This is a genomic window from Paenibacillus sp. MSJ-34, from assembly GCF_018918005.1.
GTDB lineage: Bacteria > Bacillota > Bacilli > Paenibacillales > Paenibacillaceae > MSJ-34.
The window spans coordinates 107,344-125,494 of the sequence record NZ_JAHLPR010000008.1 but is presented as its reverse complement, the minus strand read 5'-3'; the positions used below and the strand labels follow the sequence as shown (position 1 = coordinate 125,494).

The 18,151-nt window shown below is 52.0% G+C and carries 18 protein-coding genes and 1 tRNA gene; 4 read left to right on the top strand and 15 right to left on the bottom strand.

The features are described from left to right. Positions 1-62 precede the first annotated feature (62 nt). Positions 63-138 (bottom strand) — tRNA-Ala (locus tag KQI79_RS06195). Positions 139-264: 126 nt separating this feature from the next. Next, positions 265-735, bottom strand: coding sequence for a transcriptional regulator NrdR (nrdR, locus tag KQI79_RS06190; RefSeq protein WP_216537351.1), 471 nt, complete (start codon positions 733-735; stop codon positions 265-267). 120 nt (positions 736-855) lie between these two features. On the opposite strand from nrdR, the gene KQI79_RS06185 reads away from it, so the two are divergent. Continuing rightward, positions 856-1,074, top strand: a complete 219-nt coding sequence (locus KQI79_RS06185) for an alpha/beta-type small acid-soluble spore protein (protein WP_216537350.1) — start codon at positions 856-858, stop codon at positions 1,072-1,074. Between the two features lie 71 nt (positions 1,075-1,145). Here the strand turns inward: KQI79_RS06185 and KQI79_RS06180 are convergent, their stop codons facing one another. From KQI79_RS06180 to KQI79_RS06130, 11 genes are all read right to left on the bottom strand, one after another. After that, positions 1,146-1,712 (bottom strand): lytic transglycosylase domain-containing protein, encoded by a 567-nt coding sequence (locus tag KQI79_RS06180; RefSeq protein WP_216537349.1) that lies wholly within the window; start codon positions 1,710-1,712, stop codon positions 1,146-1,148. After that, entirely contained in the window at positions 1,709-2,305 is a 597-nt protein-coding gene (gene coaE / locus KQI79_RS06175) for a dephospho-CoA kinase (RefSeq protein ID WP_216537371.1), read from the bottom strand. The genes KQI79_RS06180 and coaE overlap by 4 nt, the downstream gene beginning before the upstream one ends. Before the next feature lie 22 nt (positions 2,306-2,327). Beyond that, on the bottom strand, positions 2,328-3,026 hold the full coding sequence (gene ytaF, locus KQI79_RS06170) for a sporulation membrane protein YtaF (RefSeq protein WP_216537348.1): 699 nt from the start codon (positions 3,024-3,026) through the stop codon (positions 2,328-2,330). A 126-nt stretch (positions 3,027-3,152) separates the two neighbouring features. After that, positions 3,153-3,998 (bottom strand): DNA-formamidopyrimidine glycosylase, encoded by an 846-nt coding sequence (mutM, locus tag KQI79_RS06165; protein ID WP_216537347.1) that lies wholly within the window; start codon positions 3,996-3,998, stop codon positions 3,153-3,155. An 85-nt stretch (positions 3,999-4,083) separates the two neighbouring features. Then, complete coding sequence (polA, locus tag KQI79_RS06160) at positions 4,084-6,735, bottom strand: DNA polymerase I (RefSeq protein WP_216537346.1); 2,652 nt, start codon at positions 6,733-6,735, stop codon at positions 4,084-4,086. A 203-nt stretch (positions 6,736-6,938) separates the two neighbouring features. Next, a complete protein-coding gene (gene phoU / locus KQI79_RS06155; protein WP_216537345.1) occupies positions 6,939-7,595 on the bottom strand; it encodes a phosphate signaling complex protein PhoU in 657 nt (218 codons plus the stop codon). 24 nt (positions 7,596-7,619) lie between these two features. Then, positions 7,620-8,375 (bottom strand): phosphate ABC transporter ATP-binding protein PstB, encoded by a 756-nt coding sequence (gene pstB / locus KQI79_RS06150; protein WP_216537344.1) that lies wholly within the window; start codon positions 8,373-8,375, stop codon positions 7,620-7,622. 28 nt (positions 8,376-8,403) lie between these two features. Continuing rightward, on the bottom strand, positions 8,404-9,279 hold the full coding sequence (gene pstA / locus KQI79_RS06145) for a phosphate ABC transporter permease PstA (protein WP_216537343.1): 876 nt from the start codon (positions 9,277-9,279) through the stop codon (positions 8,404-8,406). 2 nt (positions 9,280-9,281) lie between these two features. After that, on the bottom strand, positions 9,282-10,148 hold the full coding sequence (gene pstC, locus KQI79_RS06140; protein WP_253297970.1) for a phosphate ABC transporter permease subunit PstC: 867 nt from the start codon (positions 10,146-10,148) through the stop codon (positions 9,282-9,284). Between the two features lie 175 nt (positions 10,149-10,323). Continuing rightward, a complete protein-coding gene (locus KQI79_RS06135; RefSeq protein ID WP_216537341.1) occupies positions 10,324-11,316 on the bottom strand; it encodes a PstS family phosphate ABC transporter substrate-binding protein in 993 nt (330 codons plus the stop codon). 101 nt (positions 11,317-11,417) lie between these two features. Next, on the bottom strand, positions 11,418-12,545 hold the full coding sequence (locus tag KQI79_RS06130) for a methyl-accepting chemotaxis protein (RefSeq protein ID WP_301287888.1): 1,128 nt from the start codon (positions 12,543-12,545) through the stop codon (positions 11,418-11,420). Positions 12,546-12,887: 342 nt separating this feature from the next. On the opposite strand from KQI79_RS06130, the gene KQI79_RS06125 reads away from it, so the two are divergent. From KQI79_RS06125 to cydS, 3 genes are read left to right on the top strand one after another with little or no spacing between them, the layout of a single operon-like run. Continuing rightward, complete coding sequence (locus tag KQI79_RS06125; RefSeq protein WP_216537340.1) at positions 12,888-14,231, top strand: cytochrome ubiquinol oxidase subunit I; 1,344 nt, start codon at positions 12,888-12,890, stop codon at positions 14,229-14,231. Between the two features lie 31 nt (positions 14,232-14,262). Next, positions 14,263-15,285: a cytochrome d ubiquinol oxidase subunit II gene (locus tag KQI79_RS06120; protein WP_216537339.1), complete on the top strand. Its 1,023-nt coding sequence runs from the start codon at positions 14,263-14,265 to the stop codon at positions 15,283-15,285. 17 nt (positions 15,286-15,302) lie between these two features. Then, entirely contained in the window at positions 15,303-15,401 is a 99-nt protein-coding gene (cydS, locus tag KQI79_RS28445) for a cytochrome bd oxidase small subunit CydS family protein (RefSeq protein WP_483311369.1), read from the top strand. Positions 15,402-15,428: 27 nt separating this feature from the next. Here cydS and KQI79_RS06115 read toward each other — a convergent pair whose 3' ends face one another. Next, positions 15,429-16,151, bottom strand: a complete 723-nt coding sequence (locus KQI79_RS06115) for a response regulator transcription factor (RefSeq protein ID WP_216537338.1) — start codon at positions 16,149-16,151, stop codon at positions 15,429-15,431. A 102-nt stretch (positions 16,152-16,253) separates the two neighbouring features. Then, positions 16,254-18,092 carry a two-component system histidine kinase PnpS gene (gene pnpS / locus KQI79_RS06110; protein WP_216537337.1) on the bottom strand — a complete coding sequence of 613 codons (1,839 nt, stop codon included), beginning with the start codon at positions 18,090-18,092 and terminating at the stop codon, positions 16,254-16,256. Positions 18,093-18,151: the final 59 nt, after the last annotated feature.

Below are 18,151 nucleotides of genomic sequence, written 5' to 3'. Positions count from 1 at the left end.
CCCCATAGCAATCCACCATATACAAAAAAACACGCTTCTTTAGCGTGTTTAATTCTTGTATATGGTGGAGCCTAGGGGGATCGAACCCCTGACCTCATCGCTGCCAGCGATGCGCTCTCCCAGCTGAGCTAAGGCCCCGTACAAACTTACTGCTGGTATTCAATTTTTGGGGTAGCGTAACTGACCATGCCATACTCCCAGCTGAGCTGAGGCCCCGGCACAAGGAATATCTTAACACATAGCGACCGGGGCTGTCAACGAAAATTATTTGTCTTCCAACGTATGCTTGGACAATAAATTCGTCAACTCTTTCATGAACATGTTAATGTCTTTGAACTGCCGATAGACGGAGGCAAAACGGACATAGGCGACTTCATCGACGGGGTACAGCTGCTCCATGACAAGTTCGCCGATCGCGCGGCTTTCGACTTCGGTATTGGCCGTATTGCGGAGCGATTTTTCCACTTCGGAGACGATCGATTCGAGCCGCTCCGCCGATACCGGCCGTTTCTCGCAAGCGCGAATCAACCCGCGCAGCACTTTGTCGCGATTAAACTCTTCGCGATTGCCTCCCTTTTTGATGACGATTAACGGTGTTTCCTCAATCGTCTCGAATGTGGTGAACCGCCGATTGCATCTTTCGCATTCGCGACGGCGGCGAATCGATTTGTTTTCGTTGGCAGGTCGCGAATCTAATACTTTCGTTCCCGAATAGTCGCAATGCGGACATTTCATACACCGTTACCTCCAAATTTACTTCTTTACCCAATTAGAACTATTTCCCAATCGTTATCTGTAATGAACTTTGAATTAACGAGCATAATACAAATACCAACCGCAAGGAGGTGATATGCAATGGGTCAAGGACAACGTTCTAATGTACTAGTCGTTCCTCAAGCTACAGCAGCTCTTGAACAGTTGAAATACGAGGTTGCTCAAGAATTGGGGATCGCAATTCCTCAAGACGGTTACTACGGTAACATGGCTACTCGTGACACTGGTGCTCTTGGTGGTAACATCACTAAACGCCTGGTGACTATCGCCGAGCAACAATTGGCAGGTCAATTCAAATAATGATTGAAAAGCAAGGAAGTGTTGGACAAAGCTGACAAAACAGCTTGTTCAATGCTTCTTTGCGCTTTTGCTCAAAAATCAGAATAATGTTCCTTATATTTATTATAATAATAAACAACGCGCTGTACATAGTGTTTCGTTTCGCCGTAAGGGATTTTTTTGGCGGTCTCGATTCGCCCGTCCCATACGTCGTTATCGATCCATCTCGCAACGACAGTCGGTCCGGCGTTATATGCCGCGACGGCCGCGAAGATGTTTCCATCGAAACGATCAAGCAGCGTCTTTAAATACCAAGTGCCGATCTGAATGTTCGGTTCGGGCTCATGGTTCACCCGTTCCATTGAAATGCGGGGCAATTTCGCCTTCTCCATCACCCAGTCGGCCGTATCGGGCATAACCTGCATCATCCCGAGCGCGCCTTTCTTAGACTCTCTGCTAGGTTTATAATTCGATTCCACGCGAATGATCGCGGCGACAAGCAACGGATCGACCTCGTACATGATGGCAAAATTGCGAATCGGTTCCTGATAATGAATCGGATAAAGCCATTTCCCCATCCAACTTGAGTTGAAAAACAGTACGATGACAAATCCGACAAACAGCAACAGCAGCACCCTTTTTTTACGCAGCCAACTCATGCAAGTCCCTTTCCGTGCCAAAACCGGTCAATTTGTTTCTTCGTTTCGTCAAGGGACCCGCGGTTATCGATAACGTAATCCGCTTGTCGTTTTTTCCATTCGATATCGAACTGCGCATTTAGACGTTTGCCGGCTTCCTCCGCCGACATCCCGTCCCGCTTCATCAGCCTCTGCAGTTGAACCTCTCGCGGTACATATACCACCATAATTTCCTCATACATCGATTCCAAACCCGATTCATACAACAGAGGAATGTCCGCAACGACAAGCTTGTCCGGATAATCGCGCTCAAACGCTTCCATCCGCTCCCGCATGACCGACCGTATGGCCGGATGCAAAATCGATTCGAGCGCTTTGCGCTCCGCCTCGTCGGCAAACACGATTTCGCCCAATTTTTTGCGGTTCAACGAACCGTCCTCTAACAGAACAGCTTGTCCGAACCGTTCGGCAACCTGTTGCAAAGCGGGACTGCCGGGAAGGACGACTTCCCTGGCAACCCGATCCGCATCTATGATCAAAGCGCCCCGCTCTTCGAGCAAAGACGAAACTGTGCTTTTCCCCGTTGCAATTCCGCCGGTCAATCCGAGATTCATCATTTCACCTCGTCAAATCGTATTAAAAAAGTCGTAGAATGCCGATCAATATTAACATGCACCCCGGCAGCGCGGACAATCTTCTCATCCACTTCACTCCTGCAAATGTAAAGCCTATATGCATTCCGATGACGATAAAACTTCCGCTTGCAACCGCAATAACGAGCGACGTAGCGAGCGGCGAAAAGCCGAGCATCGCCGCGCCGAGCCCGGCGCCGAACGCGTCCAGCGACAGCGCGATCCCGAGCAAAGCGGCTTCCGAAGCCGAAATGCTCCCCGATCTGTCCACGTCGGCCGCCGACGGTGTCCGTAAAATTTGGACGACCAAGCCGAAGCGTTTCAACTCGAGCGACCATAACGTGCTTTTGCCGGACGGCAGCAAGGGTTTGCCGCGATCCGCATTCCCGCTTCCCGCATCCGGCCCTGCATCTTCGGCGCAGCTTTTGTTCTGGGACAAGTACAATTGGATAAGCGCCCAACAGCCGATGCCGATTAAGATGACAGCTCCGATCCAATTCGTATAATCGCTGGATACGTACCGGGAAATCAACACGCCGATTTGCATGGAAATAAAAATAACGACGCCGGAACAGAAAGAAATGATGGCAATAGAGACGATCGGTATCCGTATTTTACGCAAGCCGTACGTCACCCCTACGCCAAATCCGTCCAAGCTTAACGCGAATGCCAGAAAGATAACCGATACGATGTGAGCTAGCACCCGAATTCCCCTCCCGTATAAACCGCATCATTGCCACTTCCGTAAAGCCTGCGGTTAATGTCTTACACATCATATGGGAGATTGGGCGGTAAGGTGCCTAGCGATACGAATCGTTTCAACAGGCGATTACGAAACGAATGAATCGGGCCGAGGCTGGCATTGCGGGCATATATGCGTTCCCCTGCCGCCGACGACCGTTTTTTCCACGATTGCGCCGCACCTGACGCATGGCTCGTCTTTCCTTCCGTAAATAAGAAGCTGATGTTGGAACATTCCCATCTCGCCTTGTCCGTTCACGTATGACTTAATAGACGAACCGCCGGCATCGACCGCTTCATTCAACGTTTCAATAATAGCCCGGAACAACCGTTCGAACTCTTCCGACGTTAATGATTGCGGCGATCTCTCCGGATGGATGCCGGAGCGGAACAAAGCTTCATCGACATAAATATTGCCGATCCCGACAATATATGCCTGGTTTAACAACACGGTTTTAATTTTCGTCGTACGCCGGGCGATCGCTTGCTTGAACTTCTCCAGCGTAAAATCCGCATCGAGCGGTTCGAGCCCGAGCTTGCTGAGCGGAGGCTCTTTCAGTTCTTCGCCCGGTTCGAATAGATGCATCGTGCCGAACTGCCGCACGTCTTTGTAACGCAATTCCGTGCCGTCGGTAAAATGAAAGATGACATGGGTATGCTTCTCGAGCGGCTCGTCCCGCTTATAAAGGCCGAAACGGCCTTCCATACGCAAATGGGATACGAGCACGAGCCCGTCCAGCGTCATCCTTAGAAATTTCCCGCGGCGCTCCACTCGTTGAAACGTATGCCCGGCAAGCAGAGCCGCGAACATAAGCGTATCTTGCGGGCGTTGTATAATACGCGGCAACGAGACGGTGACGCGTTCGATTTGTTTTCCGATAATTAACTGGTTTAACGTTCGTTTTACCGTTTCCACTTCAGGCAATTCCGGCATGAAATTTCACCTCAGTCCATATTATACCGGAACCTTCCCGGCCAATCCATCGAAGCTTGCCGGACAACGGGAGCGCATGACGGCATTACTTGGCTTCATACCAATTCGAACCATAGCTGACATCCGCTTGCAGCGGAACGTCAAGCTGCAGCGCTCCGGCCATGACTTCCGGCACGATCCGGCTCATCGTCTCCAATTCTTCTTCCGGCACTTCAAATACCAATTCGTCATGCACTTGCAGCAGCATGCGGCTGCGCAGCTTCTCCGCCCGCAACCGTTCATCCATCTGAACCATGGCGAGCTTGATAATATCCGCCGCCGTTCCCTGGATCGGCGTATTCATCGCCGTCCGTTCGGCAAACGACCGCAAATTGTAATTGGACGCGTTAATTTCCGGCAAATAACGGCGCCGCTCGAGCAATGTGCGTACGAAACCGTCGCTCCGCGCTTGCTTCACGATGTCGTCCATAAACCGGCGAACCCCTTGGAAGACGGCAAAATACTGCTCGATAAATTTAGCCGCTTCTTTGCGCGTAATGTTCAAGTTTTGCGACAATCCGTAATCGCTAATGCCGTACACGATGCCGAAGTTGACGGCTTTCGCCTGCCGGCGCATATTCGAGTCCACATCGGATTCGGATACCCCGAAGACATCCATGGCCGTTTTCGTATGAATGTCCATATTATGCACGAACGCTTCTTTCAATTTCTCGTCCTGCGATATATGGGCAAGCACGCGCAATTCGATTTGCGAATAATCTGCCGCCAGAATATGCCAGCCCGGTTCGGACGGAACGAACACTTGTCTAATTTTGCGCCCTTCCTCCAGCCGGATCGGAATGTTCTGCAAATTCGGAAACTGGCTGCTGAGACGCCCTGTCGCCGCAATGGTTTGACGGTAGTACGTATGCACTTTCCCCGTTTCCGGACGAACCTCTTTCAACAAGCCTTCCACATAGGTCGATTGAAGCTTGGCGATTTGGCGGTAATGCAAAATTTTTCGCACGATTTCATGGTACGGTTCCAACTTCTCCAATACTTCCGCGTCGGTCGAATAGCCTGTCTTCGTCTTCTTCACGACAGGCAAGCCCAATTTATCGAACAAAATTTCGCCAAGCTGCTTCGGCGAATTGATGTTAAATTCCGTACCGGCCAGTTCGTAAATGTCTTGAACCAGCGTAGCGATTTGCGCCTCGAATTCTTGGCCGAGCCGCTGCAAACCTTCCGCGTTCACCGAGATGCCTTGCTTTTCCATATCGGCCAGCACTTTCGACAACGGCAGCTCCAACTCGTAATACAGGCGATGCATTTCGTATTTCTCCAAGTCCTCCTGCTGTTTCGCGATAACTTGTTGAATCGACGCAGCTTTCCGGCCCAAATGCTCGCTTACGATTTCGAGATCCGGCACTTTGAATTTGGCTCCTTTGCCGAACACGGCCTCATCCGACTGCAACGAAGGCAAGCCGTATTTCGAGGTTAGCGCGCTAAGCGACTGGTCGGATTCCGTCGGATCGAGCAAATACGCCGCGAGGTGAACGTCGAATGCGGCTCCCTGCAGCAATATGCCGTGCCAATGGAGCACGATGTCCGCCTTGTGCAGATCGTACCCCCGCTTCGGAATGTTCTCGTCCGCAAACCACTCCCTTAGCGGCGCCCCCGCCTCGGAAGCGAGCAGTTCGAACGGCACGTAATAGCTCGTATCCGACGTCCGCAGCGCGATGCCGATCAATACCGCATGATGCGGATTCTCGCCGGCCGATTCCACATGGACGACATCTACTTCGGCAAGCCGTTCGATCAGCGAACCGACATTCGTTTCGTCAAGCACGACCAATTGCAGCGGCGACTCCGGCTCCCGGCTTTCATCCGTTTGCGCCGCCGTTAAGTCGAGACGCTCCAGAAGCGACTTGAATTCAAGCTTGCGAAAAACGGGCACGGCCGTTTCGGTTTGCAGGCCGTTAAATTTCATGTCGTCCCATTCTTTCTCAAGCGGCATGTCGCGGAATATTGTCGCGAGCTCTTTGCTCATTTTCGCGTCTTGCACATGGCTTTCTATATTTTCTTTCAGCTTTCCTTTTAATTCATGAACATGCGCAATGACTTCTTCCACCGTCTGATATTGATGCAGCAGCTTAAGCGCCGTTTTCTCGCCGACTCCCGGCACGCCCGGAATGTTGTCGGACGCATCGCCCATCAGCCCTTTTAAATCGACGATCTGCCCAGGCGTTAAACCGTACTTTTCCTTGATTTGCGCCGGATTATAAGCTTCGATCTCCGTTACGCCTTTGCGCGTTAGCGCAATCGTCACATGTTCGGAGGCGAGCTGCAGCATGTCTTTGTCGCCCGTCACGACGAGCGTTTGCTTCCCCGCTTCATCCGCAAGACGGGTTAACGTCCCGATAATATCGTCCGCTTCGTAGCCCGACATTTCAAACTGGGCGATTCCGCAGCCTTCGAGCAGCTGTTTCATGAGCGGGAATTGCTCGGACAACTCCGGCGGCGTCTTGGCGCGCCCGCCCTTATATTCTTTGTATTCCGCATGCCGGAACGTAATTTTGCCTGCGTCGAACGCGACGAGCATATGCGTAGGTTTTTCCTCTTCAATTAATTTCAGTAACATCGTAGTAAAGCCGTATACGGCATTTGTGTGCAGTCCGCTGGAATTCGTCAAAGGGGGCATCGCGTAAAACGCCCGGTTGGCAATGCTGTTCCCATCGATCAGAATGATTTTATCCATACAACACCTCGATTTCTCAACATGGCGGTTCCGTCCTGCGGACAGACACCGATTCCTATATTCTATGATAGCATAGTGCGCTAGAAAGATAAAAAAGCTTTTGCCGAAAGCGCATGGAAAACAAAAAACAGAATCGGTTTCATAAGAAACGGATCCTGCCCATATTAATGCGTGTTCAAAAAGTCAACTTTTCAGCACTTCTATTAGTTCAGATCGGCTCGTTTGCCGGTGACCAAATAAATGACGCTCTCTCCGATATTCGTCGCATGATCGGCGATTCGTTCGATATAACGTCCGACAAAAGTAAGCAGCATCGCCTGGGATATGGTAGCCGGATTTTGCGCCATCAGCGTAAACAGTTCGCGTACGATTTGGCTGTACAATTGATCGACCTGATCGTCGTCCTTGGACATTTTGTAGGCCAGATCGACGTTCTCTTCCGAATACGCTTGAATCGATTCATAGGTCATCTGCGTGACGATGTCGGCCATTTGCGGAATATCGATCAACGGCTTCATCAACTGCTGGCCTTCGATTCTGAGTACGACTTTGGCAATGTCGACCGATAAGTCTCCCATCCGCTCCAAATCGCTGGCAATTTTGAACGCCGCCAGAATACGCCTTAAATCTTTGGCTACAGGCTGCTGCGTCGCAATGAGCATGGAACCTTTCTCTACCACTTTATCTTCCATTTGATTCAATTCGGGATCGATCGATATAATTTTCCGCGCCTGCTCCGCATCCACCCGCTGCAACGCGTCCACCGCTTCGCTGAGCATCGTCTCGACGCGCTTGCCCATCTCCTCGAGCAGGGCCGTTAATTCATTCAACTGTTGATCGAATTCTTTCCTTTGAACCATGATTCTTTCCTCCTGTCCGTTGGATTATCCGAATCGGCCCGTAATATAATCTTCCGTACGTTGATCGCTCGGATTCGAGAACAATTTTTCCGTTTCCGTCGCTTCGACGACTTCGCCGTTCAAGAAAAATACGGTCCGGTCGGAGACGCGCGCGGCCTGATGCATATTGTGGGTTACCATGACGATCGTGTACTGAGCCTTCAACTCCTGCGCCAATTCCTCGATTTTGAGCGTCGAGATCGGATCGAGCGCCGAAGTCGATTCGTCCATCAGCAAAATATCCGGGTTGACGGCGAGCGCCCGAGCAATACATAGCCGCTGCTGCTGTCCTCCCGACAAGCTGAAGGCGGACCGTTTCAAATAATCTTTCACTTCGTCCCATAGCACCGCCTTCCGCAAGCTATGCTCGACGATCTCGTCGAGCCGCTTCTTGCTGCGGACGCCGTGCAATCTTGGACCGTATGCGATATTATCGTATATCGATTTCGGAAAAGGATTCGGCTGTTGAAACACCATGCCGACTTTTTTGCGCAACGTTTCCACGTCCACTTCTTTGCCGTAAATGTCGGTGCCTGCAATTTCGACTTTTCCTTCGATTTTCGAACCGGCAATCATGTCGTTCATCCGGTTGAGCGTGCGCAGCAGCGTCGATTTCCCGCAGCCGGAAGGGCCGATAAACGCGGTAATCGCTTTTTCGGGTATTTCCAGGTTTACGTTTTTAAGCGCATGATACGTACCGTAATATAAGTTCAAATCTTTGATATCGATTAACGTTTGCATCCTCGATGCCCCCCTTTTCCCGATGTTCTCATATATTTTTCTGATACTTGTTGCGCAACACAATGGCGGAAAAATTCATCAAGATCAACAGTACGAGCAGGACGATAATGCCTGCCGCCGCCAATTCATGGAACGCGACCTGCGGTCTCGAGACCCAGTTGAAGATTTGAATCGGCATAACCGTAAACGAGTCCATAATGCCGCTAGGCAAGAAGGCGACAAACGTCAGCGCGCCGATCATAATAAGCGGTGCCGTTTCGCCGATCGCTCTGGAAAGCGCGAGAATGACGCCCGTCAAAATGCCGGGAATCGCCGAAGGCAGCACCGAGCGCGACACCGTCTGCCATTTGGACGCCCCAAGCGCATAGGAAGCTTCCCGCCGCGATTTGGGCACCGCACGCAGCGCTTCTTGGGAAGATACGATGATAATCGGCAATACGAGCAGCGTCATCGTAAGCGCGCCGGACAGCAAGCTCCGCTCCAGATGAAGGCCGCGCACGAACAGCGTCAATCCGAGGATGCCGTATACGATGGAGGGTACGCCGGCCAACGTGCTGATATTCAACTGCAGCAATCGCGTTAACCGGTTTTTCTTCGAATATTCCTCCAAATAAATCGCCGCCCCGACGCCAAGGACGAACGACAACGGAGCCATAATCAAGATCATATAAATCGTGCCGACGATGGCGGATTTCATTCCGGCTTTGGCAGCGAACCGCGAAGGGTAATTCGTAAATAATTCCGGAGACAGACGCGTCAGTCCGTCCATCATAATATTGATCAACAAAGCCATCAACGCCAAAATACCGATCGAGGTGGCTGCGACAAACAGCAGGTGCAGCGCGAAATCCGTATTGCGCCGCTTGCGGATCTGGCCCCGGTTCGCATCCTGTAAAATGCTCATAATCAATACTCCTCCCTAAATCGTTTGGCAACGTAAGAGGCTAATATATTTAATAGGAAAGTGAACAAGAACAACGTGAGCCCGACGGCGAATATGGTGCCGTATTCGATCGAACCGTGCGGGGTATCGCCCAAACTTACTTGAACGATATACGCCGTCATCGTCTGGATGCTTTCGAGCGGATTCATCGTGAGCTGCGGCGTCGATCCGGCGGCGACGGTTACGATCATCGTCTCGCCGATCGCGCGGGAGAATGCCAGCACGCCCGAGGACACGATGCCGGAGAACGCCGCGGGCACGACGATTTTGAGCGCCACCTCGAAACGGGTGGCACCCAGCGCGTAGGCGCCGTGGCGCAAGCTGCGCGGCACCGCCGCCATCGCATCTTCGCTGAGCGAGGTAATCATCGGAATAATCATAATGCCGACGACGATGCCGGCGCTGAGCGCGTTAAATACGCCGGTCGACGGGAAGACAGCGCGAATGATCGGCGTGACGAACGTTAACGCAAAATAACCGTAAACGATCGTAGGCACGCCCGCGAGCACTTCCAAAATCGGCTTGACGATTTTGCGAACGCGGTTCGGCGCATATTCGCTTAAATAGATGGCGCTGGCGATGCCGACGGGAAACGCGAATACGCAAGCGATGACGGTAACGAGCAGCGTGCCGCTCAAGAGCGGCCAAATGCCAAAGCTTTTCGGTTCGATGAGCGGACTCCACTTCATGCCGAACAGAAAATCGAACAGCGGCACTTGCTTGAAAAATTGAAACGTCTCCGAAAACAACGTATAAACGATCCCGATCGTCGTCACGATCGAAACCGCCGCACAAAAAAATAAAACGACCGGCATCAATTTATCCAACATATATATATTTTTATTTTTCAACTGCAGTTTGGGCCGCTTCGTTTGCAATTCCAAATCGCTCATTTTTCCTTAACCTCGCTTTGTTATCGTTTCGTGTGCGTATCCACAAAAAGGTGATGCCTCGCTTTCAAAGGTTGAGACATCACTTTTTTATGGATTCGTGTTGCGTTAAGGATTATTGACTCAGCTTCGCTTTTTCAGCGTCGTATTGCTCATCCGGGAGCGGAACGTATCCGACTTCACCCGCCACGCTTCCGGCATGCTGCATGAAATATTCGACGAAAGTTTTCACTTCCGGTTTTTCCATCGCTTGTTTGCTTACATAGATCAACAATGGGCGGGCAAGCGGAGAATAGCTGCCGTCTTTGATCGTTTCCATCGAAGGCGTTACCGTCGCCGTACCGTTGTCGACCGGAACGAGCTTCAATTGATCCGCGTTCTCTTCATAGAAGGCGTAGCCGAAATACCCGATCGAATATTTGTCGCCCATGACGCCCTGCACGACCGCATTCGTGTCTGCGCTGAACGTAATTTGGTTGTCGTTGCGGCTTTCTTTCGCCGTGCCGATAATTTCTTCCGTGAAATAATCGAACGTTCCGTGATCCGCGCCCGGCGAATAAATTTTGATCGGCTCTTGCGGCCATCCGGCGCGAACGTCAGCCCATGTTTTCACCGTGCTGTTCGGCTCGTATATTTTTTTCAGTTCGTCAACCGACAATTTATCTACCCAGTCATTATCTTTGTTAACGACAACGGACAACCCGTCATACGCTACTTTTAATTCGATATAATCGACGCCGTTCGCCTTCGCTTCTTCCGCTTCGCTGTCTTTAATGGCGCGGGAAGCGTTGCTGATCGCCGTCTCGCCTTTCGTGAAACGTTTGAATCCGCCGCCGGTGCCGGACGTGCCGACCGTTACGCGAACGTCTTTATACTCTTTGCTGAACTCTTCCGCAATCGCTTCTGCCATCGGGAATACCGTGCTGGAACCGTCAATTTCTATCGTACCCGACAGCGCCGCCGTTTCTTCCGCATTCGATTCGTTGCCTGCCGCCGGCGTTTCCGCAGCAGGCGTCTCTGCCGCTTTCGTACCGCCGCAAGCCGCAAGCGTAAGCGCGACAATAATAATTAGCAGCGTTAGCAAACTCTTTTTCCCCGGTTTCAACATCTACAACCACTCCCCTGATTCATCGTACTTTTATCCTTTTTCTTCGCTACGTTTCCAATGGTAGCGAAAGATTGTTAAGCCTGTTCGAAAGTTTTGTTAACTCAGTGTAAAAATTTCAAGATGCTCCGAATCGCCTGTTTGACTTCATCCGTTTTTCGATCGACGACGGCGGCGTTTGCGAACATTTCCTGCACTTGTTTCCGGTGGTCTTCCGCAGCGTGCAGCAGCTTCTCGAATGCTTCCGCCGCTTCGCGAACATACGCCGCGCTGTTCTCCGTCTCCGCGCGTCCCGCCTGCACCCATTGCGCCGTTTCCGCAACGGATTCCCCGACTTCGCCGAGCATGCCGGCGATAGCGTCGGCCGACGCTTTCGTGCGGTCCGCAAGCTTGCGCATCTCGGAAGCGACGACGGCAAATCCTTTGCCGTACGCGCCGGCTCTGGCCGCTTCGATGCTCGCGTTGAGCGCCAGCAGATTGCTCTGTTCGGCCAAGTCGCGAATCAATTGCGTGATCGCGGAGATGCCCGCCGTTCGCTGCTGCAAATGTCGAATATGCCGTTCCTGCTGTGCCGTATTATGCATGATGCCGGCGAACGCGTCCGATACTTTGCTTAGTTCCTTCTTCCCTTGCAGCGTCAATTCGACCATCGCTTCCGAATCTAGAATTCCGTTTCGCGCCGAAAGCGTCACGTTCGCGGCCGCTTCGTGAATTTGCGCGATCATGGCGTCCGTACCCCGGGCAATGCGATGCTGCGATTGAACGGCCGCTTGCTGCAGCGTTAACGACAATTGCAGCAGCGACCCCACCGTTACAATGCCAAGAAGCCGCCCTTGCTCCGTTACGATGACGCAATCGTAGCATTGTTCGTTCGGACGGTTCAGCGCCAAATCGATCATTTCCTGCACCGGCAGGGAGATGTCCACCTGCAGCGCATTCGCGTCCATCAGATTAGCGACCGATTTCGAATCGTACAAGTCGATTCCGTACGTTTGCCCGATGATGCGGAAAAAGCGGGTTTTCATCAACAAGCCGAGCGGCGCATCTTGTTCGTCCACAACGACCATGCACTCCTCTTCGGGCGTTTTTCCTAGCAAGGCGATCGCTTCCCGGCACGTATGAAACGGTCCCAGAACCGTCGGCGCTTGTATGTAGCGGCGAACATCCACACTCCCGCTTTCTTCCGCTTTTTGCGGAAAATCAATTATTTTTTGGAGCGCCTGCGCGGACATATCGGTTCCCTCCTCGATAGACGATGCGGCGAGCATCGTAGTTCTTTCTTCCTATCCCTACGGCACCAGTGTAGCAGCGAACGGTTAACGGAATGTTTGCGGCATATTAATTTCATGTAAATTGTGGCAAATACAAGGTTGGTGTAATAACGGAAAAAGAGGGAAAATTAATCAATATTGCAACGCACAAACTCGCGGCAAAAGACGGAGGAAGTATGACGAAACGCTATCGTTCCGATCCCATTCGCAAACAGGAGAGCAGATTAATCGCGCTCTGTTTCATTATCGCGCTGATTATGCTTTTTTCTATTATCCGGCACTTATGAGAAGGAGTGACGCGGGATGTTCCCTTACGATCCGGTCGTTTACAGCCGGATATTAACCGGTTTGACGCTGGCCTTTCACATCGTGTTCGCCACAATCGGCGTCGGGGTGCCGATCTTCATCGCGCTCGCGGAATGGATGGGCGTAAGACGCCGCGATCCGCACTACTCTTTGATGGCGCGCCGCTGGGCTCGCGGCTATACGATTACGGCGGCCGTCGGCGTCGTGACGGGTACCGCGATCGGGCTGCAGCTTAGTTTGCTGTGGCCGAGTTTTATGCGCGTCGCGGGCCAATTGATCGCATTGCCCTTGTTCATGGAGACGTTCGCCTTTTTCGTGGAAGCGATCTTTCTCGGGATCTATTTATACACATGGGATCGGTTCAAACAACCGCTGCTTCACCTGTATTTGCTCATACCCGTGGCGATCGGTTCCTCGGCTTCCGCCTTTTTCATTACATGCGTCAATGCGTTTATGAATACGCCGCAGGGATTCAGGCTCGAAGACGGAAGCCCGACGGACATTCGGCCGATCGCGGCGATGCTGAATCCGGCGATGCCGACCAAAGTGGCGCATGTGCTCGCCACCGCCTATGTCGCATGCGCGTTTCTTCTGGCGGCGATTGCCGCCGTTTCGCTGTTGAAAGGCCGAAGCCATATATATTATCGCAAGGCTTTGAAACTAACGATGACTTCCGGATTGGTGTTTGCGTTGACGACTTTTGTCCTCGGCGACCTGTCGGGCAAATTTCTCGCTTCGTACCAACCGGAGAAACTGGCGGCGGCCGAGTGGCATTTTGAAACAGGCACGCATGCGCCGCTCATTCTCGGCGGATATCTTGACCGGAATAACGAAGTGAGGCTTGGCCTCAAAATTCCGTACGCGCTCAGCATTTTGGCGCATGGCGACCCTGGCGCCGAAGTTCGCGGGTTGAGCGAGACGCCCAAGGAGCTTTGGCCGCCGCTCGTGACGCATTATTTATTCGACTCGATGGTGGCGATCGGCATGTATCTTATCGCCGTCGGCGTCTGGTACGTCATCGCCTACCGCAAACGGCGCAAGCATGCCGTTCCGCGGACGGCGCGCCTGCTTCACTATTTTATCGTCCTCGGCGCTCCGCTTGCTTTCCTGGCGATCGAATTCGGTTGGATGTATACGGAAGTCGGCAGACAACCGTGGATTCTGGTTGGCATCATGAGAACGGCGCAAGGCGCCACGACATCGGGGCATGTCGATACGATGCTATGGCTGTTCGCGCTCCTGTACGCAATACTAGGCGTCAGCAGCTCGGCCATCTTGCTGAGAATGTTCCGAAACAACCCGGCGGAAGCGGAAATTCGCGCGCGGAATATGGATGATTAACATTTGTGCGCATTGAGGGGGCCATGTTTGAATGGGCTATGAATTGTTGGGGATCACGGTGCTATGGGTGTTCTTGTTCGGCTATCTTATCGTCGCCTCGATCGATTTCGGGGCGGGCTTTTTCAGTTATTACAGTCTAATTACGGGAAAAAGACATCAAATCAACCCTGTCATCGAACTCTACTTGACGCCGGTATGGGAAGTGACGAACGTATTTCTCGTATTTTTCTTCGTCGGCATCGTCGGTTTCTTTCCGGATACGGCTTACTACTACGGAACCGCCTTGCTGGTTCCCGGCAGCGTCGCCATCGTTCTGCTCGCGATTCGCGGCTCCTATTATGTATTCAGCACGTATGGGAACCGGGAAAATACGTTCTATATGTTCTTGTACGGCGCAAGCGGCCTGCTCATTCCGGCCGCGTTGTCGACGGTGTTGTCCATATCCGAAGGAGGATTTATCGAAGAGAGAGGCGGCGGCGTGTCCATTTCGTACGGCAAATTGTTTACGAGCGGCTACGCCTGGTCGGTCGTCCTGCTCGCTTTGGTTAGCGTACTCTATATTTCCGCCATGTTCCTGACCTATTATGCCGACAAAGCGAAGGATGCCGAAGCTTTGAAAGTGCTGCGCCGCTATGCGCTCAGTTGGTCCGCGCCGACGATCGCAAGCAGTCTGCTCGTTTTTTTCGCCATTCGCGCTCATAATCCGCTGCATTTTGACAATATGGTCGCCAATGCCTGGATGTTCGCCGCTTCGTTCGTCTGTTTTGCCGTCGCGGTTTATTTCGTATGGAAGGGCCGTTTCTACAATTACGCGTTCGCACTCGTTATTTTGCAGTTTGGATTCGCCTTTTTCGGATACGGAAAATCGCACTTGCCTTATTTGCTATACCCTTACTTGACGATTTACGAGCACTTTACGAATCCGGAGATGGCCGTCGCATTAATCGCCGCGTTTCTTCTCGGATTGCTTGTGCTCATTCCGTCCTTATATTTGTTGCTCCGCCTCTTTTTGTTCGATTCCACTTACGTCCAAGGCAAGCTGGGAAGAAAATAGAAAGGAATGACGTTTCCATGCACGCGTTTTTTCTTTTTTACGCGCCGATCCTACTTCTTATCGTGTCGGTCGTTATTGTGTTTTGGTGGGCGGGACGCAGCGAGGATCCTTCGTAATGCAACGAAAAAAAGTCTCCGTATTCCTTAAACGGAATGAGAAGACTTTTTTACGACCAGTTTGTATCCGACGCCGCGAATCGAGTCGATTTGCACCGTTTGTTGATTCATCTCCAGTTTTTTGCGCAAGGAACTGACGTGAACGTCTACCGTTCGCTGACCCCCGATATAGTCGAATCCCCACACGACATTCATCAAATCGTCCCGCGAAATGACCATCCCCGGCCGCTGCACCAGATAGAGCAGCACTTCGAACTCTTTGGGCCGCAGCGGGATCGAGCCCCCGTGAAGAAGCACTTCGTAACGTTCCGGGTAAATTTTCAGTTCGCCGATTTCGATCGTTTTCTCATGGTCGGCGGCCGCTTGGAGCGGAACCTCCTCCCCGGAGAAGCGCCGCAGCACCGCCGATACGCGCGCCAGCAGCTCCGCAACGCCGAACGGTTTCGTAATATAATCGTCGGCGCCGCTTTTCAAACCTTGCACCACTTCTTCCTCCGCGTTGCGAGCGGTTAATATAATGACCGGCGTCCGTTTGCCGGCTTGTCTCATCTTCGCCAATATTTCAAATCCGTTCATGCCGGGAAGCATAATATCCAGTATGATCAAATCGAAATGCTCGCTCAGCCCCGCCTGCAGCCCTTCCGTCCCATGGTCGACCACCTTGATGTCGTAACCTTCCTGCGCTAAATTGTACGATAGCAATCTGGCGAGCGTCGGTTCGTCTTCTATTATCAGCACCTTATGCGACATGACAACCTCCTTCGTTTACCAAAGAACTGAGCCGAGTTAACATTTTTATCTTATCATACATTTGTAAACGGAGTGTAAATTTCGTGTAAACGGATCGTTAATTTACTCGATTTGCTGTTGGATGACCGGTATATCGATGATGAAGCTGGTACCTATTCCTAGCTCGCTTTCCACTTGAATCGTCCCTTTATGCAGTTCAACCAAGTGCTTCACGATCGATAAGCCCAATCCGGTGCCGCCCGAGCTGCGGGAACGCGCCTTGTCGACGCGGTAGAACCGTTCGAAGATACGCGGCAAATCCGGCTTCGGTATCCCGATGCCGGTATCCGAAATCGTAATGCGTATCGTTTCATACTCTTCGGGATCCGCATCGCTTGCCTCGTCATTCCGTTCGCCCGCGGCTTGCGCGATCGGCTCTGCGGTAACTTTCACTTTGCCGCCTTGCGGCGTATAGCTGATGCCGTTGGACAGCACGTTAATGAGAATTTGGCGCAGCCGATCCTCGTCCGCTTCCGCAAATAAATATTCGGGCACCTGCGATTCGAGGGCGATATTTTTTTTCGCCGCTTCCGTGCGCAACATTTCAACCGTCTTATCGATAAAGCTTTGCAAATGTACCGGAGAAAATTGCAGCGGCGATCGTTTCGACTCGATCTTGGACAGTTCGAGAATGTCGCCGATCAACCGGTTAAGCCGATCGCTCTCGTCGTATATAATTTGCAAAAACGCTCTTGTCGTTTCCGCGTCGTTAACGGCTCCGCTGAGCAAAGTTTCCGCAAACCCTTTGACCGCGGCAACCGGCGTTTTCAATTCATGCGACACGTTGGCGACAAATTCGCTGCGCATCCGCTCGAGGCGGCGAATCGCCGTCATATCTTGCAGCAGAACGAGCATGCCGACCCATTTCCGATCGTCGAAATACATAGGCACCAGGTTGACGTCGAGCAGTTTTTCTTCGGGCAAATATACGGTTACCTCGTCGCGCATCATTTCTTTTCGTTCCAAGCCTTCCGCAATAAACTGAACCAAAGCATGATGCTGCTTAATGTCCTTGTAATTTTTCCCGGCCAACTGTTTCGCTTCCAGCCCGAGTATCGTTTCGGCAGACTGGTTGGCAAGCACGATCGTGCCGTGCTGATCCGCCATCATGACGCCGTTGATCATATTTTCCAGTACGTTTTGCAATCGGTGCTCATTTTCGCGGATATGATTCATCTGTTCCTGCAGGCTGTCCGCCATCGTATTGATCGCCGCGCCGAGCTGGCCGATTTCGTCGATTTTACGGACGTCGACCCGCGCTTTATAATTTTTGCGCGAGATCATGTACGCCACTTTCGTAATATGCTCGAGCGGCCGCGTCAGGCCGAATGCGATGCGAAAACTGACGAGCGCCGCCAGCGCGAACAGAACGAGCAAACCGCCGAACAAATAGATCCAAAGCTGGCGGATGTCCGCTTCAACATCGTTGATGCTCATCGCAAGCCTGACGTATCCTTGAAAAGAAGGATTCTTCGCAGGGATTGCCACATACAGCATATTATGTCCCAATGTTTCGCTGAAACGAATCTGGCTGCCGCGGCCCGTCCGATCCGCCGCTATAATTTCCTCGCGTCCGGCGTGGTTTTCCATCGTACGCGGATCGTGCTCGGAGTCGCCGATCACCTGCCCGTCGCTGCGAATAAACGTAACCCGCGCTTCCGTGCTTTCGCTCAATTGTTTGGCGGCATCGGTATAATAAGCGAACTGTTCCGCTTCGTCTTCCGAAGCCGGCAGCCAAGGAAACATCTCAAGTATCATTTTAATTTCACGGTCCATATTTTCCTCTAATGCCGACAAATGCGATTGTTGGAACATGCGAACGGAGAGCATGCCGGCCGCAAGCACGGACAAACCGACGATCGCGATCAAAATCACCGTTAAGCGTACGCGAAATTTCCGCATCGAATTTTCATTCCTTTTCATGAAATCCATTATGACGTACGAAACAAGGGTAACAAAAA

Bases quoted from the DNA above. Each gene is read 5' to 3' on its own strand.
- nrdR (WP_216537351.1), bottom strand. From the start codon at position 735: ATGAAATGTCCGCATTGCGACTATTCGGGAACGAAAGTATTAGATTCG.
- KQI79_RS06185 (WP_216537350.1), top strand. From the start codon at position 856: ATGGGTCAAGGACAACGTTCTAATGTACTAGTCGTTCCTCAAGCTACA.
- KQI79_RS06180 (WP_216537349.1), bottom strand. From the start codon at position 1,712: ATGAGTTGGCTGCGTAAAAAAAGGGTGCTGCTGTTGCTGTTTGTCGGA.
- coaE (WP_216537371.1), bottom strand. From the start codon at position 2,305: ATGAATCTCGGATTGACCGGCGGAATTGCAACGGGGAAAAGCACAGTT.
- mutM (WP_216537347.1), bottom strand. From the start codon at position 3,998: ATGCCGGAATTGCCTGAAGTGGAAACGGTAAAACGAACGTTAAACCAG.
- polA (WP_216537346.1), bottom strand. From the start codon at position 6,735: ATGGATAAAATCATTCTGATCGATGGGAACAGCATTGCCAACCGGGCG.
- phoU (WP_216537345.1), bottom strand. From the start codon at position 7,595: ATGGTTCAAAGGAAAGAATTCGATCAACAGTTGAATGAATTAACGGCC.
- pstB (WP_216537344.1), bottom strand. From the start codon at position 8,375: ATGCAAACGTTAATCGATATCAAAGATTTGAACTTATATTACGGTACG.
- pstA (WP_216537343.1), bottom strand. From the start codon at position 9,279: ATGAGCATTTTACAGGATGCGAACCGGGGCCAGATCCGCAAGCGGCGC.
- pstC (WP_253297970.1), bottom strand. From the start codon at position 10,148: ATGTTGGATAAATTGATGCCGGTCGTTTTATTTTTTTGTGCGGCGGTT.
- KQI79_RS06135 (WP_216537341.1), bottom strand. From the start codon at position 11,316: ATGTTGAAACCGGGGAAAAAGAGTTTGCTAACGCTGCTAATTATTATT.
- KQI79_RS06130 (WP_301287888.1), bottom strand. From the start codon at position 12,545: ATGTCCGCGCAGGCGCTCCAAAAAATAATTGATTTTCCGCAAAAAGCG.
- KQI79_RS06125 (WP_216537340.1), top strand. From the start codon at position 12,888: ATGTTCCCTTACGATCCGGTCGTTTACAGCCGGATATTAACCGGTTTG.
- KQI79_RS06120 (WP_216537339.1), top strand. From the start codon at position 14,263: ATGGGCTATGAATTGTTGGGGATCACGGTGCTATGGGTGTTCTTGTTC.
- cydS (WP_483311369.1), top strand. From the start codon at position 15,303: ATGCACGCGTTTTTTCTTTTTTACGCGCCGATCCTACTTCTTATCGTG.
- KQI79_RS06115 (WP_216537338.1), bottom strand. From the start codon at position 16,151: ATGTCGCATAAGGTGCTGATAATAGAAGACGAACCGACGCTCGCCAGA.
- pnpS (WP_216537337.1), bottom strand. From the start codon at position 18,092: ATGCGGAAATTTCGCGTACGCTTAACGGTGATTTTGATCGCGATCGTC.